Below are 23,135 nucleotides of genomic sequence, written 5' to 3' on the forward strand. Positions count from 1 at the left end.
GGCAGGCGTCAGGCGAAGTAACAGCTCACCGTCCCATACGGGCCGTAGTCGGCCTGGATCGTGTCGCCCTTGCGCGCCTCGATCGGCCGGATGAACGAGCCGGCAAGGACCACCTGTCCCGGCTCCAGCGCGAATCCATTTGCCGCGATCTTGTTGGCGAGCCACGCAACGGCCGTTGCCGGGTTGTTCAGCACGCCGGCGGCCAAGCCGGTCTCTTCCAGTTGACCGTTCTTATAACAGAGTGCGCCGATCCAGCGCAGGTCGGCATCGAGCGGCCGCAGCGGCCGGCCGCCGAGCACGATGCCGGCATTTGCGGCGTTGTCGGCGATCGTGTCGAAGATCTTGCGCGTCGCCTTCGTTTCCTGATCAACCCGCTCGATCCGGGTGTCGAGAATCTCCAATGCCGGCACCACGAAATCGGTCGCGTTGAGCACGTCGAACAGAGTGCAGTCCGGTCCCGAAAGACGATGCTTCATGACGAAGGCAAGCTCCGCCTCGATACGCGTCGCGATGAAGCGGTCGGACGGCACCAGCCCGCCATCGGCAAAGAACATGTCGTCGAGCAGCACGCCCGAATCCGGTTCATCGATGTTCAGCGCGCTCTGCATCGCCTTCGATGTCAATCCGATCTTGTGACCCTTGATGACGCGGCCCGCGGCCACCTTGACGCTGATCCAGGCCTCCTGGATCGCATAGGCATCTGCGATGGTGATATCGGGAAACTCCTGCGACAACTGCCTGATCTGGCGGCGGCTCTTTTCGGCCTGATCCAGGCGTAAGGCGCAGCTATGAATCTGGTCACTCGCAAGAGGCATGGTCTATCGCTCAGAAAAGAGATGGCGGCAGATGATTAACATGTTAAGTTTCAGCCGGCAAACCGAAACGGCGTTTGCTGCAGTGCAAATATTCAGGATGGCCCACGGGAGATTGATGTGAGCGAGACCAGGGCCAAGGTCGCCAGGCAGGCTGCGAAGGAAGCGCGCAAGGTGCCGATGCGCGACTTCTCGCAGTCGCTGCCGATGGCCTTGTTGCGGGCGCGTGAGGCCGTGATGCGGCAGTTTCGCCCCAATCTGCGACAGCACGGCCTGACCGAGCAGCAATGGCGTATCTTGCGCGCGCTGGCGGCGGTCGATGTGATCGAGGTGACGGAGCTGGCGCGGGTCGCGTTCCTGCTCGGGCCCAGCCTCTCTCGCATCCTGCGCGATCTCGAGGCGCGCGGCTTGATTCAGCGCGAAGTCGATAGCCGCGACATGCGCAGGGGCGTGTTGTCGATTTCCGCCAAGGGCATGAAGCTGATCGCACAGGTCGCGCCGAGCTCAGAGGCGATCTATGCATCGATTGCCAGCCGGTATGGGGCCCGCAAGCTTGCCGCATTGCACAAGATGCTGGGCGAGCTGGAGCAGAGCATCGGCGGCGATCTCGACGCCTCCGACGACGGCGATGGCTGATATGCCGCGGACCAAGCGCAATGGCGCGGTCTCATGCTTGGCAGGCCGTTCGGCGTTTTGATAAGAAGCGATGCAGCCGAGCGGAGAGGGCGTGCGTCGCAGGCATGGCAAACCATGCTAACTCTGTTTTCGCATGCTGATCGAACCCGCGAGTTGTCATGGTCACTATCAAGGTTGCGCATCTCATCGATTTCGTTGCCGACGTCTTCGAGCACGCCAATTCCTCGCCGGAGGAGGCCCGCCGGATCGCGACCTATCTGACGACGGCCAACCTGACAGGGCATGACAGCCACGGTGTGATCCGCGTGCCCGTCTATATCCGTTGGCAGAAGATGGGTTCGATCGTGCCCAATCAGACCGCAGAGGTCGTGGTCGACACCCCGTCGCTGGTGGTCGTCGACGGCAAGTTCGGCTACGGCCAGACCGTGACACCACAGGCCGTGAGGATCGGCATCGAGCGTTGCAAGAAGAGCGGCTTGGCCGCCTTGGCGCTGCGCAATTCCGGCCATCTCGGCCGGGTCGGCGACTGGGCGGAGATGGCCGCCGCTGAGGGACTCGTCTCCATTCATTTCGTCACGGCCGCAGGTTCACTGCTGGTGGCGCCCTATGGCGGAGTCGAGAAGCGGTTCTCCACCGCGCCATATTGTGTCGGCATCCCGCGCCAGGGACAGGATCCCATCGTGCTCGATTTCGCGACCTCGATCGTGGCTGAGGGCAAGGTCCTGGTGGCGAGCCGCGGCGGCAAGAAGCTGCCCAAGGGCGCCTTGATCGATGCCGATGGTACGCTCAGCGAGGATCCGGCGGTGCTCTATGGACCCTATGAGGCCGAGGGGACGCGCGACCACACCAAGGGGACGGGAGCGATCCGCGCCTTCGGCGAGCACAAGGGCTCCGGTCTCGCCTTCATCTGTGAGCTGCTTGGCGGCGCCTTGACCGGCACCGGGGCGACGTCGGCAAACCGGCGCTTTGCCAACGGCATGCTCGCGATCTACATCGACCCGAAGGTGGTCGATCCGGCGAGCTTCTTCGATGGTGAGATCACCCGCTACACGGATTTCATCCGGGCGACCAAGCCGGTCTCCGGCGTCGATCAGGTGCTGGTGCCGGGCGATCCCGAGCGCAAGATGCGGGCCGAGCGTACGGCCAATGGCGTGCCCTTGCCCGATGACACCTGGGCGGCAATAGTGAACACGGCACGCGAATTGGGTGTCAGCGAAGCGAGCATTCAGCGGGCGACATCGTGATATCAGTGTGATTTGCGGGTGGCGCGAAGCATCCATGCTCAAATTGAGCGGGATTGCATTGCGTTGAGCCATGGGCGAAAACGAATTCTAATGAGACGGATCGGTTGAACAACAAGGGAAGGAAACGCAGTCGTGGCGAACAATAAGGTCAAGCAGCTCTGGGCCGAAGGCAAGACGGTGGTGAATGCCTGGCTCGCGATTCCCTCGGGCTTTTCCGCGGAGGTCGTGGCTCAGTGCGGCTTCGACAGCGTCACCGTGGACATGCAGCACGGGGTACAGGACTATCTGTCGATGGTGCAGTGCTTTCAGGCGATGCATGGCCATCCGGTCACGCCGATGGTGCGCGTGCCGTGGAATGAGCCCGGCATCATCGGCAAGGTGCTCGATGGCGGTGCCTATGGCGTCATCTGCCCGATGGTCAACACAGCGCAGGAAGCGCGCAACCTCGTTTCCTATTCCAAATATCCGCCCAAGGGTGTGCGCTCCAACGGTCCGATCCGTTCGGGCATGTATGGCGGCGCGGGCGAGTATCAGAAGACGGCCAACGACGAGATCGTGCTGCTGCCGATGATGGAGACCAGGACCGCGGTCGAGAACATGGAAGCCATTCTCGATGTCGAAGGCATCGACGGCGTCTATATCGGTCCCTCCGATCTCGGCTTTTCCTATGGCCTGGTGCCGAAGCTCGATCGTGACGAGCCGGAGATCCTCAAGATCTATGAGAAGATCGTGAAGGAATGCGGCAAGCGCGGGCTCAATCCCGGTATTCATTGCAGCGGCGCCGAGGGCGCTGTCCGCGCCATCAACATGGGCTTTAAGCTCGTGACCTTGTCCAACGAGGTCGGCCTGATGCAGGTCTATGCCCGCCAGCAAGTCGCGCAGACCCGCAAGGACTCCGGCGGCAAGGCCTGAGGCGAATTGCGAATAGGGAGTAGCGAATAGGGGATTCATTCATTCGCTATTCGCAACTCGCTATTCGCATGCCGGTTTGCGACCTACCGATACAAACGAAGAGAGACTGCCATGGCTCCCGCCCCCGTCATCCGTCTTCATCCCGAGGACAGCGTCCTGATCGCGCGTGCGAGTCTGCCGCCCGGCCTCGCGGTTGCCGATGGCGTGGCCACGGTGGACCGCATTCCGGCGGGGCATAAGGTCGCGGTGCGTCCGATCGCGCAGGGCGAGCCCATCCGCCGCTACGGCCAGATCATCGGCTTCGCTACCGCGCCGATCGCGCCGGGGCAGCACGTTCATACACAGAACTGCGGCATGGGCGATTTCGCCAAGGATTATGCCTATGGCGTCGACGTGAAGCCGACGCCGAATTTCGATCTTCCGGCGACGTTCGAGGGCATTCGCCGGCCCGATGGCCGGGTCGCGACCCGCAACTACATCGGCATTCTGACGTCGGTGAACTGCAGCGCGCATGTCGCGGGCCTGGTCGCCGACGTCTTCAAGCGGAATCCCTTCACCGGTGATGATCCGCTCGCCGACTACCCGAACGTCGATGGCGTCGTGGCGCTGACGCACAAGACCGGCTGCGGCATGACGCTCGACGAGCCGCTGAAGCTGCTGCGGCGAACCCTCGGCGGCTACGCGCGTCACGCGAACTTCTCTGCGGTGATCGTGCTCGGTCTCGGTTGCGAGGCCAATCAGATCGGCGGACTGATGGAGGAGCAGAAGCTCGCCGGCCGTCTGCGTGCCATGGACATCCAGGAGGTCGGTGGCACCCGCAAGACCGTCGAGGCCGGCATTGCTTTCGTCAAGGAAGCGCTCGCCGACGCCAACAGGGTCAAGCGCGAGACGGTTCCGGCCAGCGAGCTGACGGTCGCGCTGCAGTGTGGCGGCTCCGACGGCTATTCCGGCATCTCGGCCAATCCGGCGCTCGGTGCAGCAAGCGATCTGCTGGTGCGACATGGTGGCACGGTGATCCTGTCGGAGACGCCCGAGACCTATGGCGCCGAGCATCTGCTGACGCGCCGCGCAGTCAGCCGCGACGTCGGCGAGAAGCTCGTCTCCCTGATGCGCTGGTGGGAGGAGTATACGGCGCGCGAGGGTGCGGAGATGAACGCCAATCCCAGCCCGGGCAACAAGGCGGGCGGCCTGACGACGATTCTCGAGAAGTCGCTCGGCGCGATGGCCAAGGCCGGCAGCACCAATCTGGTCGATGTGCTGCATTATGCCGAGGCCGTCACCAAGAAGGGCTTCGTGTTCATGGACACGCCTGGCTACGATCCCGTCGCGGCGACGGGGCAGGTGGCCGGAGGAGCCAATCTCGTTTGCTTCACGACCGGACGCGGCAGCGTGTTCGGCTGCAAGCCGGCGCCGTCCATCAAGCTCGCGACCAACACGCCGATGTACAAGCGGATGGAAGACGACATGGACGTGAATTGCGGCACCATCCTCGACGGCGAGGAGACGGTGCAGGAGTGCGGCCAGCGCATCTTCGAATTGATGCTGAAGACCGCCTCGGGGCAGCCGACCAAGAGCGAGAGCTTCGATTTCGGCGGGGCCGAGTTCGCACCCTGGGTGCTCGGCGCGACGATGTAGCTGGATCACTCAGCTATTCGGCGGCCCCATATCGGGGCTGCCGTCTGACATGTCCCGGCATCTGATCGCAGCTGAGATCGCCAATAGCTGAGACTGGATCGCAACTGAGATCAGATGACAGGTGAGCGCGCCGCCATGTGCTGGCTGTCGTGGGCAGTCCGTCATGGGCTGGCCCTGCCGACGCTCGCGCGACAGCGGCGCAGAGCAATTTACCGCTGGTGGCCCAGGCCGATGCCGAGCGCCAGGGCCTTCTGACGGAGCGAGCCTTCGGTCCGCTTCATGGCCTTGGCGATCTTGGCAACCGGGGTCTTGGACTTCGAGTGCTGCTTCAGCAGCTTGATGTCGGCGGGCGTGTAGGGTTTCCGCGCCAACTTCTTGGTAGCTGCCTTCTTAGCTGTCTTCGCCACTTGATTCTCCTTTTGGCAATGGTGGTCCTAAATAGCATGTGTAGTCGAGCTATCAAGCGATTGCGGCAAATGCAACGCTATTAGTTCTTGTTAGTTCATCATTCGGGGTTAATCCCTGCTTTGAGGGACTGGTCAATCTTCCGTGAGCGCCTGCGCGCCTTCCTGTGGACAACTCTCCGCGTGCGGCTGGAGAGGTTGTTTGTTCTTCTCTCGTTCTTCGTGACGGGCCGGATTGGGGCGCGCAGCGGCCGGAAAAGCGACCGGTGCGTGCAGCTGAAGCACCTGACAGGGGAGGCTCAACTCGACCTACGCGGACCCAAATGCCGCCTTTCGGGCTTAGGATAGTTCAATAGGCAGCTCTGCCCTTTGTTAGTGCTTGATCCCTAAGCACAGCAATGTTCTGCTTAAAAAAGTTGCTGGAGCGCCGAAACCTCGTGTCAATCTACGTCGCATTACATCACGTCACCCATTACAAATACGATCGTCCGGTCGAACTGGGCCCGCAGACCATCCGCCTGCGTCCTGCACCACATACCAGGACCCCCGTGCTGAGCTATTCGCTCAAGGTCACGCCGCCCAACCATTTCGTGAACTGGCAACAGGATCCGCAAGGCAATTGGCTGGCCCGCTACGTTTTCCCTGAGAAGGTGAACGAACTCAAAATCGAGGTCGACTTCACGGCGCAGATGACCGTGATCAATCCGTTCGACTTCTTCGTCGAGCCTTATGCGGACAGTTTTCCCTTTGCCTATCCCGAGGGCCTCAAGGTGGAACTCGCGCCCTATCTCGAGACGATCGAGCCGGGGCCGTTGTTCGCGGAATACTTGAAGTCGATTCCCCGCGATGCGGACAACACCGTCAACTATCTCGTCGAACTCAATGCGCAGTTGCAGAAAAAGATTCGTTATATCATCCGGATGGAGCCCGGTGTTCAAACGCCGGAGGAGACGCTGTCGTCGGCCGCCGGCTCCTGCCGCGACTCGGCGTGGCTGCTGATCCAGACGCTGCGGCATCTCGGCCTCGCCGCCCGCTTCGTCTCCGGCTATTTGATTCAGCTTCGTCCCGACATTGATCCGGTCGAGGGGCCGGTCGAGGTCGAGAATGATTTCACCGATCTGCATGCCTGGGCGGAGGTCTATCTGCCCGGTGCTGGATGGATAGGCTTCGACGTCACCTCGGGCATGCTGGCGGGCGAGGGACACATCCCCGTTGCTGCGACTCCCCACTATCACTCGGCCGCGCCGATCAGCGGCAGCGCCGGAGTTGCCGAGGTCGACTTCAACTTCGAGATGAATGTGAGGCGCATCCGCGAAGCGCCGCGGATCACCCGGCCATTTTCGGATGAGGCGTGGGACCGGCTCGACCGCCTCGGCGAAGCCGTCGATGCCGATCTCGCCGAAAACGACGTGCGGCTCACGATGGGCGGCGAGCCGACCTTCGTGTCGATCGACGACATGGAATCGGCTGAGTGGAATACGGCTGCCGTCGGCCCGGCCAAGCGCGGGCTCGCCGACAGCCTGATCCGGCGTCTGCGCGCGCGTTTCGCGCCCGGTGGCCTGCTGCATTACGGCCAGGGCAAGTGGTATCCCGGCGAAAGCCTGCCGCGCTGGGCGTTCGGACTGTATTGGCGCAAGGATGGTGAGCCGATCTGGCGCAATCCGGACCTGATCGCCAGCGTCGATGGTCCGCGCAAGGCGACGATCCAGGATGCGGAGCGTTTCCTCGACACGGCCGCCGAGACGCTCGGGCTCGAAGCCGACTACGTGCTGCCCGCGTTCGAGGATCCCGCGCATTGGCTGCAGAAGGAAGCCGCCCTGCCCGAGAACGTCGACGCACTCGACTCCAAGCTCGCCGATCCCGAAGAGCGCGCGCGCATGGCGCGGGTGTTCGACGAAGGCCTGCACATCCCGCGCGGCTTCGTGCTGCCGATCCAGCGCTGGAATGCACAGCCCAGGCGCTGGCGCAGCGAGCGCTGGGGCCTGCGGCGCAAGCGCCTGTTCCTGATTCCCGGCGACTCGCCGCTCGGCCTGCGGTTGCCGATCGGCTCGCTGGCCTACATTCCGCCGGAAGATTTCCCGTATATCCACGAGCAGGACCCGATGGAGGAGCGCGGGCCGCTGCCGATGTTCACGCAGGGGCGGCCGGTGATCGTGCCACAGGTGCCGCCGCTGCCGAAGCTCGACCGCGCGCCGAAGCCGCAGCAGGACGTTCAGTATCAGTACTGGGGCGGGCTCGGCGTCCGCACGGCGATGTCGGTCGAGATCCGCGATGGCATTCTCTGCGTGTTCATGCCGCCGGTCGAAACCATTGAGGACTACCTGGAGCTCGTCGCAACGGTCGAAGCGACGGCGGAGGCGATGCAGATCAAGGTTCACGTGGAGGGCTATGCGCCGCCGTTCGATCCGCGCATCGAGGTGATCAAGGTGACGCCCGATCCGGGCGTCATCGAGGTCAACATCCAGCCGGCCTCGAGCTGGCGGCAATCGGTCGACATCACCTTCGGACTTTATGAGGATGCCGCCAAGGTGCGGCTCGGCGCCAATCGCTTCCTGATCGATGGTCGCCACACCGGCACCGGCGGCGGCAATCACGTCGTGGTCGGTGGCAGCTCGCCGCCGGATTCGCCGTTCCTGCGCCGCCCCGATCTGCTGAAGAGCCTCGTCCTGTATTGGCAACGGCATCCGTCGCTGTCTTATTTGTTCTCCGGCATGTTCATCGGGCCGACCAGCCAGGCTCCGCGCATCGACGAGGCGCGCCACGACAGTCTCTATGAGCTGGAGATCGCGCTCGCCAATGTGCCACGGATCGGGCAGAGCGTGCCGCTGTGGCTGGTCGACCGGCTGTTCAGGCATCTGCTGGTGGACATCACCGGCAACACGCATCGCTCGGAGATCTGCATCGACAAGCTCTACTCGCCGGAGGGACCGACGGGCCGCCTCGGACTCGTGGAGTTCCGTGCGCTGGAAATGCCGCCCGATCCGCGCATGTCGCTGGCGCAGCAGCTTCTCATCCGTGCGCTGATCGCCAAATCGTGGCGCGAGCCGCAGGACGGCAAGTTCGTGCGCTGGGGCACGGCGCTGCACGACCGCTTCATGCTGCCTCACTTCATATGGGAAGACTTTCTTGATGTCCTGGATGAGCTGAGGTCGTCCGGCTACGATTTCTCGCCGGAATGGTACCAGGCGCAGCTCGAGTTCCGTTTTCCGACCTTCGGCCGCGTGCAGCATGGCGGCGTGACGCTGGAGCTGCGGCAGGCGCTGGAGCCCTGGCATGTGCTGGGCGAGGAAGGCGCGGCCGGCGGCACGGTGCGCTATGTCGATTCCTCGGTCGAACGACTTCAAGTCAAAGCCGAAGGTTTCATCGAAGGCCGCCACCTCGTGACCTGCAATGGTAGGAGAATGCCGATGACCTTGACGGGGCGTTCGGCGGAGGCGGTGGCGGCGGTTCGTTTCAAGGCGTGGCAGCCGGCCTCCGGTCTGCACCCGACGATTCCGGTGCATGCGCCACTGACCTTCGACCTGATCGACACCTGGAATGGCCGTTCGCTCGGCGGCTGCGTCTATCACGTCGCCCATCCCGGCGGCCGCAACTACGACACCAAGCCGATCAACTCCTACGAGGCGGAGGCGCGGCGGCTCGCCCGCTTCCAGGATCACGGCCACACTCCCGGACGAATCCCGCTGCCGCCGGAAGAACGCACAAATGAATTCCCGATGACCCTCGACTTGCGCAGGCCGCTCCTGCATTGATGAAACGGAGTTTGCGCGGAGGACCAGGGTATGGACGGCTCGAGCGGCCAGGACCAGGGAGCGAGCCCCGCCGCCGGTCGGCCGGCGGCACGTTCTCCGCTGCGCCGCGCCGAGCATTGGGCGCGCGATTATGCCCGGCTCCCCGGCATCCCCGATGAGTTCATCGGGGCCGACGGCCGTCCGCGGCCGGTCTGGACCCGCTTTGCCGAGACCTTCGCCGCACTCGCGCCGAGCGACATCGAGCGCCGCTTCGCCTCCGCCGATCGCCATCTGCGCGAAGCCGGCGTCACCTATCGCTCGCCGGGCGATAACGCCGAGCGATTGTGGCCGCTGAGCCATCTGCCGCTGCTGATCGACGAGTCCGAATGGGCGCAATTGTCCCAGGGCATCGTCCAGCGCGCCGAGCTGTTCGAGCGGGTGCTGCAGGACATCTATGGCGAGGGACGGCTGCTCGCGAGCGGCGCGCTTCCTGCGGCCGCCGTCGCCGGGTCCAGCGAATATCTGCGCCCGGTCTGCGGCGTCAAACCGCCCGGCGGCCGCTTCCTCAGCATCTACGCCGCCGATATCGGCCGTGGGCCCGACGGCGGCTGGTGGGTGCTCAACGACCGCACCCAGGCGCCGTCCGGCATGGGCTATGCGCTGGAAAATCGGCTGGTGCTGTCGCGCGCCTTCTCCTCGATCTACAAGTCCATGAACGTCGAGCGTCTCGCGCCGTTCTTCGAAGCGTTCCGCGATGCGCTGCGCGCCAGCGCCGATCGTGACGAGCCGCGCATCGGCTTGCTCACGCCGGGCATGTTCAGCGAGACCTATTTCGAGCACGCGACGCTGGCGCGCTATCTCGGCTTCCTGCTGGTCGAGGGCGACGATCTCGCCGTCAGCGGCGACCGCGTGCACATCCGCACCGTCGCCGGCCTCAAGCGCGTCGACGTGCTGCTGCGGCGGCTCGATTCCAACTCGCTCGATCCGCTCGAGCTCGACGCGGCCTCGCGGCTCGGCGTTGCCGGACTCATGGACGTCGTGCGCAAGGGCGGCGTCGTGGTCGCCAACATGCCGGGCTCCGGCGTGCTCGAGGCGCGCGCGCTGCTCGGCTTCCTGCCGAGCCTTGCCCGGCGCGTGCTCGGGGAGGATCTCAAGATCCCGCACATCGCGACCTGGTGGTGCGGCCAGAAGTCCGCGCGCGACGAGGTGCTGTCGCGGCTCGAGGAGTTCGCGATCGAAGGCGCCTATGGCCGCGCCGTGCCGGGCTTCGCGAGCAGCGGTCCGGTGCTGGCCGGCGAGCTCTCGGCCGCCGAGCGCGAGCGGCTGCGCGCTGCCATCAGCCAGCGCGGCATCGATTATGTCGGCCAGGAGGTGGTGCGGCTGTCGACCACGCCGGTGTGGCAGGACGGCCGGATCGCGCCGCGGCCGTTCGTGCTGCGGGTGTTCGCGGCCGCCACGCCCGACGGCTGGACCGTGATGCCCGGCGGCTTCTGCCGCATCGCCGACAAGCTCGATGCGCGCGCGGTGTCGATGGGCGACGGCGCGCGCGCCGCCGACGTCTGGGTGGTCGCCGACAAGGCGGTGGCGGCGCGCACTTTGCTGCCGGGCTCTGACAACGTGCGGATACGCCGCATCGCCGGCGTGCTGCCGAGCCGCGCCGCCGACAATCTGTTCTGGCTCGGACGCTATCTGGAGCGCGCCGAGGCCACCGTACGGCTGATCCGGGCGCTCGCAGCCCAGCATCGTGATCCCGGCAAGGGATCGCCGGCGCAGCTCAACACCTCCGAGCGCATCCAGCGGCTGTTGCTGGCATGGGGCGCTGTTGAGCAGACCTCGCGCAGCAAGGGATTCCAGGTGGCTGCCGAAGCCCTGCAGGCCGAGGCGCAGTTCGGCTCGGCGCTGTCGCTGCTCAGATCGGCGCAGCGCACCGCGACCTCGCTGCGCGAGCGCCTCTCGCCCGACGCCTGGCAGGTCATCACCGAGATGCCGAATCGGCTGGCGCAGGAGGCCGAGGATGAGGACGCCGTCGTCAGCATGGCCGAACTCACGCTCGACCGGCTCGCGAGCTTCGCCGGCCTTGCCCAGGAGAACATGAATCGCGCCGCCGGCTGGCGCTTTCTCGACATGGGTCGCCGCGCCGAGCGCGCCATCAACACCGCGCGGTTCGCGCGCCAGTTCGGCTATGACGAGGCGACGCCCGAGGATCTCGACGTCCTGCTCACCCTGGTCGATTGTCAGATCACCTATCGCTCGCGCTATCTGATCGGCCCGGCGCTGGCGCCGATCCGCGATCTCGTCGTGCTCGACCTCTATAACCCGCGCTCGGTCGCGTTCCAGGTCGAGCTGCTGAACGAGCACATTGCGAGCCTGCCGGTCCTGAAGGAGAACGGGCTGATCGAGCGGCCGCAACGCCTCGCGATCTCGCTGGGCGCGCGGCTGACCGCAGCGGAGGCGGCCCATCTCGACGGCCGCACGCTGTTTGCACTGGAGCAGGACCTGCTCAATCTGGCGGAGGCGATTGGCCAGCACTATTTCCCGCACGGTCCGAACGCGACGCGACCGGAAAAGCTGACGGGCCTCGCGTGATCTACGACATCCGGCATGTCACGACCTATGAGTATGAGAGCGCCGTCAGCTTTGCGCGCTGCTCGCTGCGCCTGGAGCCGCTCAGCGGCGACGGCCAGGAGTTGATCTCGCACAGCGTCGACATTCGCCCGCGTCCCTCGGAGCGGACGGCGCGGCGTGATTTCTTCGGCACGCTGACCGAGAGCATCGTGATCGACACTCAGCACCGCCATCTGCGCATCGACTCGCGCTCGCGGGTAAAGCTGTCGCGTACACCGCCGGAGCGCGATGCGCCGAGCGCGGCCTGGGAGGACGTGCGCGATGCCGCCTTCGAGGCGACGAGCCTCGGCCCGTCGTCGCCGATCGGCTACGTCTTCGCCAGCGCGCTGGTGCCGGTGCTGGAGCCGGTGACGGACTATGCCGCGGCAAGCTTTCGCGCCGGCACCGGCATCGTTGCCGGCGCGGCCGACCTCATGCGGCGCATCCGCAAGGAGTTCAGATACGATCCGAAGGCGACCGTGATCTCGACCCCGTTGCGCGAGGTGTTCGACAATCGCCACGGCGTCTGCCAGGATTTTGCTCATATCATGATCGCCGGCCTGCGCGGTCTCGGTCTCCCCGCGGCCTATGTCAGCGGCTATCTGCGCACCATCCCGCCCGAGGGCCAGCCGCCGCTGCAGGGCGCCGACGCCACCCATGCCTGGGTGTCGCTGTGGGGTGGCGAGGAGCTGGGCTGGATCGGCTTCGATCCGACCAATGATCTCCTGGTCGGCAATGATCACATCATCCTCGGCATGGGCCGCGACTTCTCCGACGTTTCGCCGGTCGATGGCATCATCGTCGGTTCGCGCAAGCAGAAGCTCGGCGTCGCCGTCGATGTGGTGATGGTCGAGTAGGGTTCCCTCACCGGGAACGGCCGGAACATTTTTCCCGCATCGCACTTGATCCGCCCGAGGGGCCCGAATGGGGGCTGGCTGACCCTTTCGAGCGATGGAGTGATCGACATGAAACGCGTTGCAATCGTCATTGGCCTCGTCGGCGCCTGCGTCGCCGGCAGCGCCTCGGCCCAGCCGAGTGCGAACCTCACCGGCACCTACCGCTGCATCCAGATGTGCCGCGACGGCATGATCGGCGCGCCGGCCTTCGTGACGCAGAACGGCGATGCCGTGAACCTGACCACCGAGACCGGCGAGTCCCTCCAGGCTTGGCCGGACTGGAATGCTCCCAATAGCCGGCTGTGGATCGATGCGCGCGACGAAAGCGCGGTCTATTCGCCCGACGGCATGCGCATTCAGTTCGACGACGGCCGCGTCTGGGAGCGCGACCTGCCGCCGCCGCTGATCGTGCGCCGCGCGCCGGTCGTGTACGGGCGATAAGCGATCGCCATTGCTACCAAGGCCCTCGCGCACGCGGGGGCCTTGATTTGCGGGTGAGATGAAAGGTGCCGGCCTCACAATCACTGTCGTCCCGGCGAACGCCGGGATCCATAACCCCAACTGAGTGTTGGGCGGCACGCTGTTAGCAGTTTCTCGCACGTCACTCCTGCTGCGGAGTATGAATCCCGGGCTTGCCTGGGACGACGGCGAGTTTGTTGCACGGTCTCTCCACCATTCGCGCTGCGGCGGGATACTTTCCGCTATCATTGTCCGCGAAAGCAGACGATCCAGTATTCCCCAGCAGGGGTGATGAATCGAGACGCCGCGGCGTACTGGATGCCCGCCTGCGCGGGCATGACACGGAGTATGAGGCAGCGTTCTCGCGACATGATCTGTCCGAGTCATGAAGGATAGCTCGAACCCTCTGAGAACAAGAGGGCGCAGGGAATGCCGGGTGATGGCCTCACCCATGGCCCGCCTGCGAAAAGAATGCAGGCGGCAGGAACCACAGGCAAAGCCGGATCAACCGGCATTCCCTGCGCGATGGCTTTACGGCTTATACGTGGTCTCCCTGGTGCGCCGGGCTTTCTGGCCACCATCCCCAGCGCGATCGCATTGCGCCAGGTTGACACCAGCATCGGGGTGTCGGGACATCACGACTTCACCGTGCGCATCATGCCGTTCGTCCGCGCGACTGATCACGCTGCAGCACCACACGCCCACCGCTCCCCAGGCTCCACGTTCGTGACGACCGCGATCCGCCCCTCTCACGAGCCCGGGATGGCCGGAAACATCGGTCTGATTTGCCCGACGACACAAGTGGGCAAGCGTGCGACAAACTGGCACGACGGGCAATTCGGGCATGGCGGATATGCGCGATCTGTTAGTTGTCGTTCAGACAGCGAGCGGCATGCTCAATCTGGCACCAGCAGAGAAGCTCAGCACTTCCGCATCTGCAAACAATGCTCTCGCCCCTCGACATCAGTCCGAAACGACTCGATGAAGCCGCCCTGGCGCTGGGTCACATACACGGTCTTGCCGTCGGTGCCGCCGAAGGCGAGGTTGGTCGGCTCCTTGGCTTTCAGCGCGATCTCCCTGATCATGCGCCCATCCGGCGCCAGCATGGCGATGCTGCCCTTGAGGATGCGCGCGACCAGCAGCCGGCCGCTGGCGTCGGTGCGCAGTCCGTCGATCGTGTTCGGCTCGAAGGTCTTGATCAGCTTCGGCCGTGTCAGCGCGTCGCCGTCGATCGCATAGGACCAGATCTCGCCGCTGTTGGATTCGCCGACATAGAGTGTGCGGCCGTCGGGGCTGAGATCGATGCCGTTGGCGGTGCCCATGGCGCGTGGCGCGATCATCGCCGCGCCCTGCATCACGCCATCAGCGCCCTTCGCAATGCGCCAGACGCGGCCGCTGCGCGCCTTCCAGTTGGGATCGCTCGCATAGATGGTGCCGTCGCGTGACAGCGTGACGTCGTTGGGCTGGCTCATGTCGTCGCCATGGAAGACGAGGCGGGGCTCGGTGGTGCCGGGCGCGATGGCGAAGATGTTGTGCTTCTTGTAGTCGGCGACGAACATGACGCCGGCAGCGTCGATGCGGATCGCATTGCCGATGCTGCCGTCGGGCAGCTCGGTGAATTTCTCCGAGGCCGTCGCTTCCGGCGCCAGCCTGCCGATCGTGCCGGGTTTGCTGATATTGACCACGAACAGATTGCCGTCGCGGTCGACGGCGGGGCCTTCGATGCCGAAGGTGTATTCGCCTGACGGTGTGAGCTGCGTGCTCTCGAACAGTTTTGGTGCGGCCAGGGCAGGGACGGTCGCAACGACGAGCATTGCGAGTCCCGCCAAACGCGGGATGCGTAGGGTGGGCAAGGGCGCGATGCGACGCTGCTTCCGAGCCAACACCGTGTGCGGCGCGCCGTGCCCACCATCGCGGGCAGCGGTGCTCGCGACTACCCCCACCCCCGACCCCTCCCCGCAAGGGGGAGGGGAGCACACTGCGCCTATGGCAGTCGCCTTGCTCGTCCCAGGGATCATCTCGTCGCGTCCGTCAGAGCGGCACCAGAAACTGCTGTTGGATATAATAGCCATCGTCGTCCGTGCAGGTGCCGTTGAGATAGGTGTCGGCTGGCCGGAAGAAACGGCTGAAGCCGGGCTTATTGACGGCAGACCTCTCGGTCACCACGACGATCTTGCCGAACGGAATGTCGCCGCATTCGCGGCCGTCCGCGGCGAAGAACTTGCGGTGCGGCGGGCCGCCCGCTTTGACCCGCATCCGCGTGCCTGGAACCAGGCGCGCGACGAGGTCGTCGGCCACATCAAGCAGTTTCGCATAGCCTGGTTCCGTCTTGATCAGGTCGGCCCCGGGCGGCATCTGCCGCTCGGCACCCAACCCGCGCAATCGCTGACGCAGCCGGCCGGCTTCGGGATCGCCGGGATAGATCCAGCCGTCCTGGGCCAGCATGAAGCGCAGCACCGCGAGGTCCTTGTCTCGATCGGATTGTCCGGCCTCGAGGCCGAAATCCGAATGGCAACCGCGACAATGTTTCTCGACGAGGTTCTTGCGCACCATCGCCAACCGCGCGCGCCGGGCAGCATCGTCCATCACCAAGGCGGCCAGCCGGTCGATCAGTTGATCGCTTCTCGTGTCGCAAGGCAACGGCTCGGGTGCAGCCTCGTCCGTGCGGTCGATCCGGATCACGGTCTGGTTCTTGTCCTCCACCAGCCAGATCGCGCCGTCGTCGGCCACGGTCATGCCGACCGGCGCGCCTTGCGGCCGGATGCCGTTGACGCGATGCCAGCCGGTGATGATCTCGTCGAACGCCGCGGCCGGCGCGGGACCGGCTGCGGTCTGGAAAGCGCGGGTCGGCTCGGCGGCGCAGCTCACATGATAGCGCACCGGCGCCGGGCTCACTTTCGGGAAGCCACGCTCGTCGACCTCATAGGCGAGCAGCCGGCTGCCGGTCGGCCGGTAGCCGTGCAGGCCGACCAGCAGCCTGCCTTTCAGCTCGTCGAAGCGATCGCCCGTGTAGTAGAGCATGCCGAGCGGCGCGCCATGCGGTGGCAGCAGCGACCAGGGCTGCTTGTAGAGCGTGGTGGTGTTGCAGAGGTTCTTGAGCGCGCCGGATTGCAGCACGCGCTTGAATTCCGGGCTCGGCGTCGTCAGGTCGTAGCAATAGGGCCAGCCATAGTGGCGGCCTTGCTCGATGGCGTTGATCTCCTCGTTGGGTGCGAACACGTCCTGCAGATCGCGCGCGTTCTCGCCCTGCAGCAAGGCGGTGCCGGGATCGGGAAAGCGCGGATGCAGGGCCAACGCCATTGAGTTGCGCAGGCCGCGCGCGTAGACCTCGTGCGGCGGCGACGGATCGCCGGATTTCAGCGCCGCAAAGACGCCGCCCGCCGGTGGCGTGAACAGCCAGATCGCGGCGAGCGCCGAGGTGCCTTCACCGGCGGCGCAGGGCTGCGTGATCGGCGCCGGCGACAGGCAGTTGTCGCTAGGCGAGCCGATGTTGACGAACAGCCGTCCGATGCGGTCGAAGGCGAATGCCTTCATCGGATGCGCACTTTCCGATAGGCGCGTGCCGTCGGGCAGCGTGAGGCGGCGTCCCGGCAGGTCGCGGATGATGGTCTCGATCGTTGCTTTCGGGGTGCTCGCGAGCGGATCGAAGCGGAAGATCGACGTATCGGTGGAGGCGTAGATCTTGCCGTCGGGACCGGCCGCAAGCCCGAACGGATAGGACAGCCGCGTGATCGCCTCGCGGAGGCGCTGGCCGGCCGGCGCCGCGGGATCGAGGATCAGCAGCCGGCCGTCGTCATGGCCCCAGCCGCCCATGTCCGCGATCACGAACAGCCGATGGCCGGGGATCTGCACGATGCCGCGCGGAAATCTCAGGCCATCGTCGCGGCTGGCGACGAGACCGGCGCAGAAGCCGGCCTTCATGTCGATCTGGAGGCGCGGAAAGGCGAGGGCGCCGTCGCCGCAACTGGCCGAGCTCAACGCGTAGCCGCTGCGGATCGTTGCGTCGTCAGCGCGGCCTTGGCTTGCGCCGAACAGGACGGTCGCGACGACTGCAAGGACATGCCACGACCGGCGCATGCGATCCGATCTGCTCAGTGCATCAGATTGTACTGCACGATGTAGGCGGCAGCGCCGGCAAAATAGCCGAGCAGGGCGATGCCGCTGATGCGGCGCACGTACCAGAAGAAGTGGATGTTCTCGAGCCCCATCGCGGCGACGCCGGCCGCCGAGCCGATGATCAGGATCGAGCCGCCGGTGCCGGCGCAATAGGCGACGAACTCCCACAGGAAACTGTCCGGCGGAAACTGGCTCAGGCTGTACATGCCCATCGATGCCGCGACCAGCGGCACGTTGTCGATGACCGCGCTGGCGAGGCCGAGCACGATCACGATCAGGTCGAGCCGGCCGACGGTGCGATCGAGCCATTGCGCCAGCGTCTGCAGGATGTGGGTGTGCTCGAGCGCGGCGACTGCCAGCAGGATGCCGATGAAGAACACGATCGAGGGCATGTCGATCCGGGTCAGCGCATGCACCAGCGTCAGGCGCTGCTTCTGCTCCGAGGCCTTCTCGCGATGGATGATCTCGCCGACCATCCAGAGTAGGCCGAGCCCGAACAGGATGCCCATGAACGGCGGCAGGTGCGTCACCGCCTTGAACACCGGCACGGCGACCAGGATGCCAAGGCCCATGAAGAACATCAAATTGCGCTCGAACGGCAGGATCGGGCTGATCGAGGCGAGGCCGGCGCTCGCCGGCGGCACCAGCTGCTTGCCGCGCAGGGTGAAGCTGACGACGGCGAGCGGGACCAGCAGGTTCAAGAGCGAGGGGATGAAGACCGACTTCATGATCGCGAGCGGCGTGATCTGGCCGCCGATCCACAGCATGGTGGTGGTGACGTCGCCGATCGCCGACCAGGCGCCGCCGGCATTGGCGGCGATGACGATGATCGATGCGAAGACCAGGCGGTCCTCGTCGCGGCCGGACAGCTTCTTCATCAGCGACACCATCACGATCGCGGTGGTGAGGTTGTCGAGCATGGCGCTGAGAAAGAAGGTGACGAAGCCGACCAGCCAGACCAGGGTGACCTGGTTGCGGGTGCCGATCAGCGAGGTCACGACCTCGAAGCCGTTATGGGCGTCGATGACCTCGACGATGGTCATCGCGCCGATCAGGAAGAAGATGATCTGGGCGGTCGAGGCCACGGACTCGTTGAGCTCGGTCGCGACCGCCGGCGCGGTCCCGCCCATGACGGCGTAGATGGTCCACATCAGGCCGGCACCGACCAGGGCGGTGGCCGCCTTGTTGATCCGGAACGGGTGCTCCAGCGCCACCACGGCATAGGCGAGCGTGAAGACGGCGACGATGGCAGCGGTCATCGCGGGGGATTTCCGGTCATGAATCTCGGCATGGGCAGCGTGGAACCGCCCCAGATATGACCGATCGGCGGTCCGCCAGCAAGCAGGGGACCGAAACCGCGTCGGGTCCTACACCACGGCCGACGCGATCGCGTCGGCGTGGCTGCGGATGGCGCGGATCTCGGCCGCGCTGCGGCGCGCACGGTCTTCCGCATCTTCAAGATCGTTGCAGCATGGAGCTCGGCAAAAGCTTGCTCATCGTTGCGTCCGGCACGGGCCAGAAGTCTGCTGAGATGCGCAACGTAATCCTTCTGATCCGCTGATCCGCGCTTGCTGATCGCATCCTTCTCCTCCATGCGCTCTCTCTGAGCGGAAACGGGTCAGAGTCAGATGCGGATCACCCGAATGCTTGCGGTCGTCATTGCGAGGAGCGAAGCGACGAAGCAATCCAGGCCCTTCGCGTCGCCCTGGATTAATTCGCTGCGCTCACAAGGACGGCGGAGGAATTCAGAGCCGGACGAACGGGCTGATGAGGCGGCCGAGCAGGCCGTGCATGCGCAGGTCGCCGGTCATGGCGACGAGGCAGAGGCAGGGGCCCTCGTCACCGACCACCGGACGATGGTCGACCTCGTCGTCGCCATAGTCGAAGTCGCCGGGTCCGTAATAGCCGCCGAGATGGCTGAAGCTGCCCTTCAGCACGCAGGTCAGCTCATTGCCGGAATGCGTATGCTCCAGCATCCGCGCCCCGGGCTCCGAGCGCAGCAGGAAGGCGCGCGATTTACCTGTGCCCGGTAGCAGGATCGGGCGCATGCTGATGCCCGGCGCCACGCGCCGGCGCTTGCCGATCTTGCAGCGCTTGACCATCTCGGGCAGGTCCGCGAGCTCGGGATCGTGCTCGGCGACCTCGCTCACCTGCGGCGCCGCCTGCGGGCGTCGATCGATGCGTGCCATCACGGCATCGAAAGCATCCGCGCCCGTCGCGACCGGCTCGGCCGCGTCCAGCGAGGCGCCGGCGAGCTGCTCGATGGCGCGCACGAAGCGCTGGCATCGGCCGCAATCGGCGACATGGACACCGACGACCAGCCGCTCGGCCTCGTCGAGCGCACCAGTGGCGAAGTCGGCCAGCAGGTCTTCCGGCGGGTGGTGGCTGATCGTCATGTCGCGTCGTCCAACAGGTCTCTCAGGCGATTCATCGCCAGTCTGATTCGTGACTTTACCGTACCCAGCGGCAGGCCGAGCACCGCCGCGATTTCCGAATGCGGTCGTTCTTCAACGAACGACAGGCGGATCACGGTGGATTGCTCCACCGATAATCTTTCGATCGCGGCCGCCACCCGCGTGGCATCTTCGACACGCGAGACGATCTGGTCGGCCGCGAGCGTCGGATCGGCCTCCTCGTCGCGCACTACTTCCCTGCTCAGCCGGCCGTCGCGGGCGGCCTTGCGCGCGGCGTCGATCCGCTGGTTGCGCGCGATCGTGAAGATCCAGGCGGCCGCGCCGGCCGTCGACGGATCGAATTGCCCCGCCTTCGTCCACACCGCCACCATGGTGGATTGGGCGATTTCCTCAGCGTCGTCGGCGTTGCAGCCGGTCTTGATGAGGAAGCCTTTGATGCGGGGCGCAAAATGCGCGAACAGGGCCTTGAACGCCTCGCGGTCGCCGCGCGCGGCGACGCGTCCGATCAATTCAGCCCAGTCCACAGTCGCCTTCGGCCCTCTGCTCACATTCACCCTGGTACGGGCACGGAAGGCCCGTGCAAATCGATGCCGGGACGATGCCACGTTCCATTGCGCTAATCCAGCCGCTCTCATCGCGTGGTCATGGTCCCCGGCACGCTGCTTAATCCTGGATAACGTGGACCATGGACGGCTGGATCACAGCGGGCCGAGGATTTTCCGGCCCCTCAATCCTTCAGCTCGGAATTGACCATCGCCAGGAACTCCTGGCGGCTCATCGGGTCGGTGCGGAAGCAGCCGAGCATGCGGCTGGTGGTGAGATCGACGCCGTGCTTCTTGACGCCGCGCGAGCTGATGCAGTGATGGGCTGCCTTGATCACGACCGCCACGCCCTGCGGCTGCAGCACCTCGTCGATGATGTTGGCGATCTCGGCGGTCATGCGCTCCTGGATCTGCAGCCGGCTGACATAGGCTTCGACGACCCGGGCGAGCTTGGAAATCCCGACCACGCGGTTGCGCGGCACGTAGCCGACCCAGGCGCGGCCGATGATGGGCGCCATGTGGTGCTCGCAATGGCTCTGGAACGGGATGTTCCGCAACAGCACCATTTCGTCGTAGCCGGCGGTCTCCTCGAACGTCTTGCGCAGATACTCCTCGGGGTTCTGCTCATAGCCGGAAAAATAGCTCTTGTAGGCCCGCGCGACGCGGGCCGGGGTCTCGGAGAGACCCTCGCGTGACGGGTCCTCGCCGATCCAGGTCAGGATGGTGCGGATGGCGTCCTCGACGTCATCCTGGGTGACCGCAACCGGGTCGCAGGCGAACGGAAGTTTCTTGGCTGTCTGGCGCACGAGGGCTCTCCAAAAACCAGGAAACGGTTCCGATATCGGAACGGATCACGTCTTGCGGGGCGATTTCCGCGACCGATGGCTCGCCGCCGTCAGCTCGCCTTGCGCAGCCGCATCTCCGCGGAGGGACCCGAGCGCAGGTTCTGGAAGAACTTCTCGACCTCGTTGGCGAGCGTCTGCGCGGTGGCGTTGAGGTCGCCGGACGCCGACAGGACGGAGGCGGCGGCCGTCGAGGTCTCACTGATGGCGTCGCGGAGCGAGTCGATGTTCATGACCAGCGTCTGGTTGCCCTGGGCGGTCGACTGCGCGTTGGTCGAGATCTCCCGCGTCGCCTGGTCCTGCTGCTGGATCGCATTGGAGATGTTCGAGGTGATCTCGTTGATGCCGCGGACCGCCTGGCCGATCTCGCGGACCGCGTCGACCGCGGTCTTGGTCGATGCCTGGATCAGGCCGACGTTCTGGCTGATCTCCTCGGTCGCCTTGGCCGTCTGCCCGGCCAGCGCCTTGACCTCGTGCGCGACCACGGCAAAACCACGGCCGGCCTCGCCGGCGCGGGCGGCCTCGATGGTCGCATTCAGAGCGAGGAGGTTGGTCTGTTCGGCGATGGTCTGGATCAGCGTCAGCACGCCGTCGATGCGCTGGGTGGCGGCGGCAAGGCCCTCGATCTCCGTGACCGACTTCTCGGTGCGTTGGCCGGTCTGCTCGACGGCGCCGGCCGACTGCCGGATCTGCCGGCCGATCTCCTCGACGGACGTCGACAATTCCTCGGCGGCGCTGGCGACGGCGGAGACGTTGGTCGACGCCTGCGACGTCGCGCCGGCGGCGGTGACCGCGCGCTCGTTGGCATCTGCCGTCAGCCGCGTGATCATCTCGGCGGTTTGGCGCATCGCGGCGGCGTTCTCGGTGACGGTCCGCATCACGCTGCCGATCGCGGTGCGGAATTGCTCGACCGCGGTCTCGATGTGGCGGGCGCGGGCTTCGCGGATTTCCGAGTCCTGCGAGACCTGGACATTGAGGTCGCGGTTATGGGCCATCGCCTGCTGGAACACGCCGATGGCGCGAGCGAGCTCGCCGACCTCGTCGGCGCGCCCGGCATACGGCACTTCGACGTTCTCGGCGCCGGTGGCGACCCGGCGGATCGTATCGGTGATCTGAGACAGCGGCCGAGCGATCGAGCGAGCGATGATCACCACGCCGGCTGCGACCAGAACCAACATCAAGCCGCCAAGGCCGGTCAGCACGAGCGAGAGCTTGTTGTTCAGCGCCGTTTCCTCGGCGATCTTTCCTGCGCGCTCGACATAGACTTTGGACAGCGCCTCGAGATCCTTGTTGAGCGCCTTGCGCACGGAGCGATTGGCGTCGTTGTCGCCCCACTCGCGTCCCGCGGCCGGGCTGATTTCATTGGCGCGGCGGACCAGTTCGGCGCGGAATTCGACGAATTGCTCGATCCGCTTCTTGAATGTTGCGAATTGCTGGGCGTCGTCGGCCTGTACGATCGCCTGCCACTTGTCGACGACCTTCACGATGTCGGCATTGAACTTGAGCAAGCCGTTGCCGTATTGTTTTACGACGGCGGGGTCGGTCGACATATAGACGCCGCGCGACTCCATGACGACGGCATAGACGAGGCCGTTGACCAGCTGAACGTTGTGAGCGGCGAGATTGGCCGTCTCGATGGCCTTGATGAGCTCCGTGGCCCGCCGCGAGTTGTAGTCGGACAGCCAGGTGATTGCGGCGGTCAATAGCGCAAACAACGCGAAGATTGCATAGAGCTTGACTGCGATGGATTGGCGCGTGGCCGTATTCGTTGACGTCGGGCGTGAGGTCATGAGGTGAGATACCGCGAGTTTTTGCTACGACGCAGGGGGCGCTTGATTGTTAATAGTTATGCAAAACCTTCATGGAGAAAGCGTTAAGTTGACGCCGT

The 23,135-nt window shown here is 65.3% G+C and carries 17 protein-coding genes; 8 read left to right on the top strand and 9 right to left on the bottom strand.

Annotated elements, in window-relative coordinates:
• Positions 1 to 8: 8 nt before the first annotated feature.
• Positions 9 to 815 carry a 2-oxo-hept-4-ene-1,7-dioate hydratase gene (gene hpaH, locus QX121_RS22510; protein ID WP_315776473.1) on the bottom strand — a complete coding sequence of 269 codons (807 nt, stop codon included), beginning with the start codon at positions 813 to 815 and terminating at the stop codon, positions 9 to 11.
• A gap of 177 nt (positions 816 to 992) precedes the next feature.
• On the opposite strand from hpaH, the gene hpaR reads away from it, so the two are divergent.
• From hpaR to QX121_RS22530, 4 genes are all read left to right on the top strand, one after another.
• Positions 993 to 1,448: a homoprotocatechuate degradation operon regulator HpaR gene (gene hpaR / locus QX121_RS22515; RefSeq protein WP_409977900.1), complete on the top strand. Its 456-nt coding sequence runs from the start codon at positions 993 to 995 to the stop codon at positions 1,446 to 1,448.
• A 158-nt stretch (positions 1,449 to 1,606) separates the two neighbouring features.
• Entirely contained in the window at positions 1,607 to 2,692 is a 1,086-nt protein-coding gene (locus tag QX121_RS22520) for a malate/lactate/ureidoglycolate dehydrogenase (RefSeq protein ID WP_315813061.1), read from the top strand.
• Positions 2,693 to 2,824: 132 nt separating this feature from the next.
• Positions 2,825 to 3,604, top strand: a complete 780-nt coding sequence (locus QX121_RS22525) for an HpcH/HpaI aldolase family protein (RefSeq protein ID WP_315714912.1) — start codon at positions 2,825 to 2,827, stop codon at positions 3,602 to 3,604.
• Positions 3,605 to 3,715: 111 nt separating this feature from the next.
• A complete protein-coding gene (locus QX121_RS22530) occupies positions 3,716 to 5,239 on the top strand; it encodes an altronate dehydratase family protein (RefSeq protein WP_315798084.1) in 1,524 nt (507 codons plus the stop codon).
• Between the two features lie 209 nt (positions 5,240 to 5,448).
• Here the strand turns inward: QX121_RS22530 and QX121_RS22535 are convergent, their stop codons facing one another.
• Positions 5,449 to 5,646, bottom strand: coding sequence for a hypothetical protein (locus QX121_RS22535; RefSeq protein WP_008964013.1), 198 nt, complete (start codon positions 5,644 to 5,646; stop codon positions 5,449 to 5,451).
• Between the two features lie 434 nt (positions 5,647 to 6,080).
• Here QX121_RS22535 and QX121_RS22540 point away from each other — a divergent pair, with 434 nt between their 5' ends.
• From QX121_RS22540 to QX121_RS22555, 4 genes are all read left to right on the top strand, one after another.
• Entirely contained in the window at positions 6,081 to 9,395 is a 3,315-nt protein-coding gene (locus tag QX121_RS22540; protein ID WP_315813062.1) for a transglutaminase family protein, read from the top strand.
• A 30-nt stretch (positions 9,396 to 9,425) separates the two neighbouring features.
• Complete coding sequence (locus tag QX121_RS22545) at positions 9,426 to 11,960, top strand: circularly permuted type 2 ATP-grasp protein (protein ID WP_315813063.1); 2,535 nt, start codon at positions 9,426 to 9,428, stop codon at positions 11,958 to 11,960.
• Positions 11,957 to 12,835, top strand: a complete 879-nt coding sequence (locus QX121_RS22550) for a transglutaminase family protein (protein ID WP_315737284.1) — start codon at positions 11,957 to 11,959, stop codon at positions 12,833 to 12,835. Before QX121_RS22545 ends, QX121_RS22550 begins: the two co-directional genes overlap by 4 nt.
• A gap of 99 nt (positions 12,836 to 12,934) precedes the next feature.
• On the top strand, positions 12,935 to 13,315 hold the full coding sequence (locus tag QX121_RS22555) for a hypothetical protein (protein WP_315714907.1): 381 nt from the start codon (positions 12,935 to 12,937) through the stop codon (positions 13,313 to 13,315).
• Positions 13,316 to 14,253: 938 nt separating this feature from the next.
• Here QX121_RS22555 and QX121_RS22560 read toward each other — a convergent pair.
• From QX121_RS22560 to QX121_RS22590, 7 genes are all read right to left on the bottom strand, one after another.
• Complete coding sequence (locus QX121_RS22560; protein ID WP_315813064.1) at positions 14,254 to 15,147, bottom strand: SMP-30/gluconolactonase/LRE family protein; 894 nt, start codon at positions 15,145 to 15,147, stop codon at positions 14,254 to 14,256.
• A gap of 217 nt (positions 15,148 to 15,364) precedes the next feature.
• On the bottom strand, positions 15,365 to 17,410 hold the full coding sequence (locus tag QX121_RS22565) for a PQQ-dependent sugar dehydrogenase (protein WP_315813065.1): 2,046 nt from the start codon (positions 17,408 to 17,410) through the stop codon (positions 15,365 to 15,367).
• 14 nt (positions 17,411 to 17,424) lie between these two features.
• Positions 17,425 to 18,708, bottom strand: coding sequence for a sodium:proton antiporter NhaD (nhaD, locus tag QX121_RS22570; RefSeq protein WP_315813066.1), 1,284 nt, complete (start codon positions 18,706 to 18,708; stop codon positions 17,425 to 17,427).
• A gap of 486 nt (positions 18,709 to 19,194) precedes the next feature.
• Positions 19,195 to 19,845 (bottom strand): ChrR family anti-sigma-E factor, encoded by a 651-nt coding sequence (locus QX121_RS22575; RefSeq protein WP_315737288.1) that lies wholly within the window; start codon positions 19,843 to 19,845, stop codon positions 19,195 to 19,197.
• Entirely contained in the window at positions 19,842 to 20,387 is a 546-nt protein-coding gene (locus QX121_RS22580; RefSeq protein WP_315737289.1) for a sigma-70 family RNA polymerase sigma factor, read from the bottom strand. The genes QX121_RS22575 and QX121_RS22580 overlap by 4 nt, the downstream gene beginning before the upstream one ends.
• 203 nt (positions 20,388 to 20,590) lie before the next feature.
• Positions 20,591 to 21,211 (bottom strand): GTP cyclohydrolase I FolE, encoded by a 621-nt coding sequence (folE, locus tag QX121_RS22585; RefSeq protein ID WP_315813067.1) that lies wholly within the window; start codon positions 21,209 to 21,211, stop codon positions 20,591 to 20,593.
• An 89-nt stretch (positions 21,212 to 21,300) separates the two neighbouring features.
• Positions 21,301 to 23,037: a methyl-accepting chemotaxis protein gene (locus QX121_RS22590; protein WP_315813068.1), complete on the bottom strand. Its 1,737-nt coding sequence runs from the start codon at positions 23,035 to 23,037 to the stop codon at positions 21,301 to 21,303.
• Between the last annotated feature and the right edge of the window lie 98 nt (positions 23,038 to 23,135).

The organism is Bradyrhizobium sp. SZCCHNR2028, assembly GCF_032380995.1.
Classification (GTDB): Bacteria; Pseudomonadota; Alphaproteobacteria; order Rhizobiales; family Xanthobacteraceae; genus Bradyrhizobium.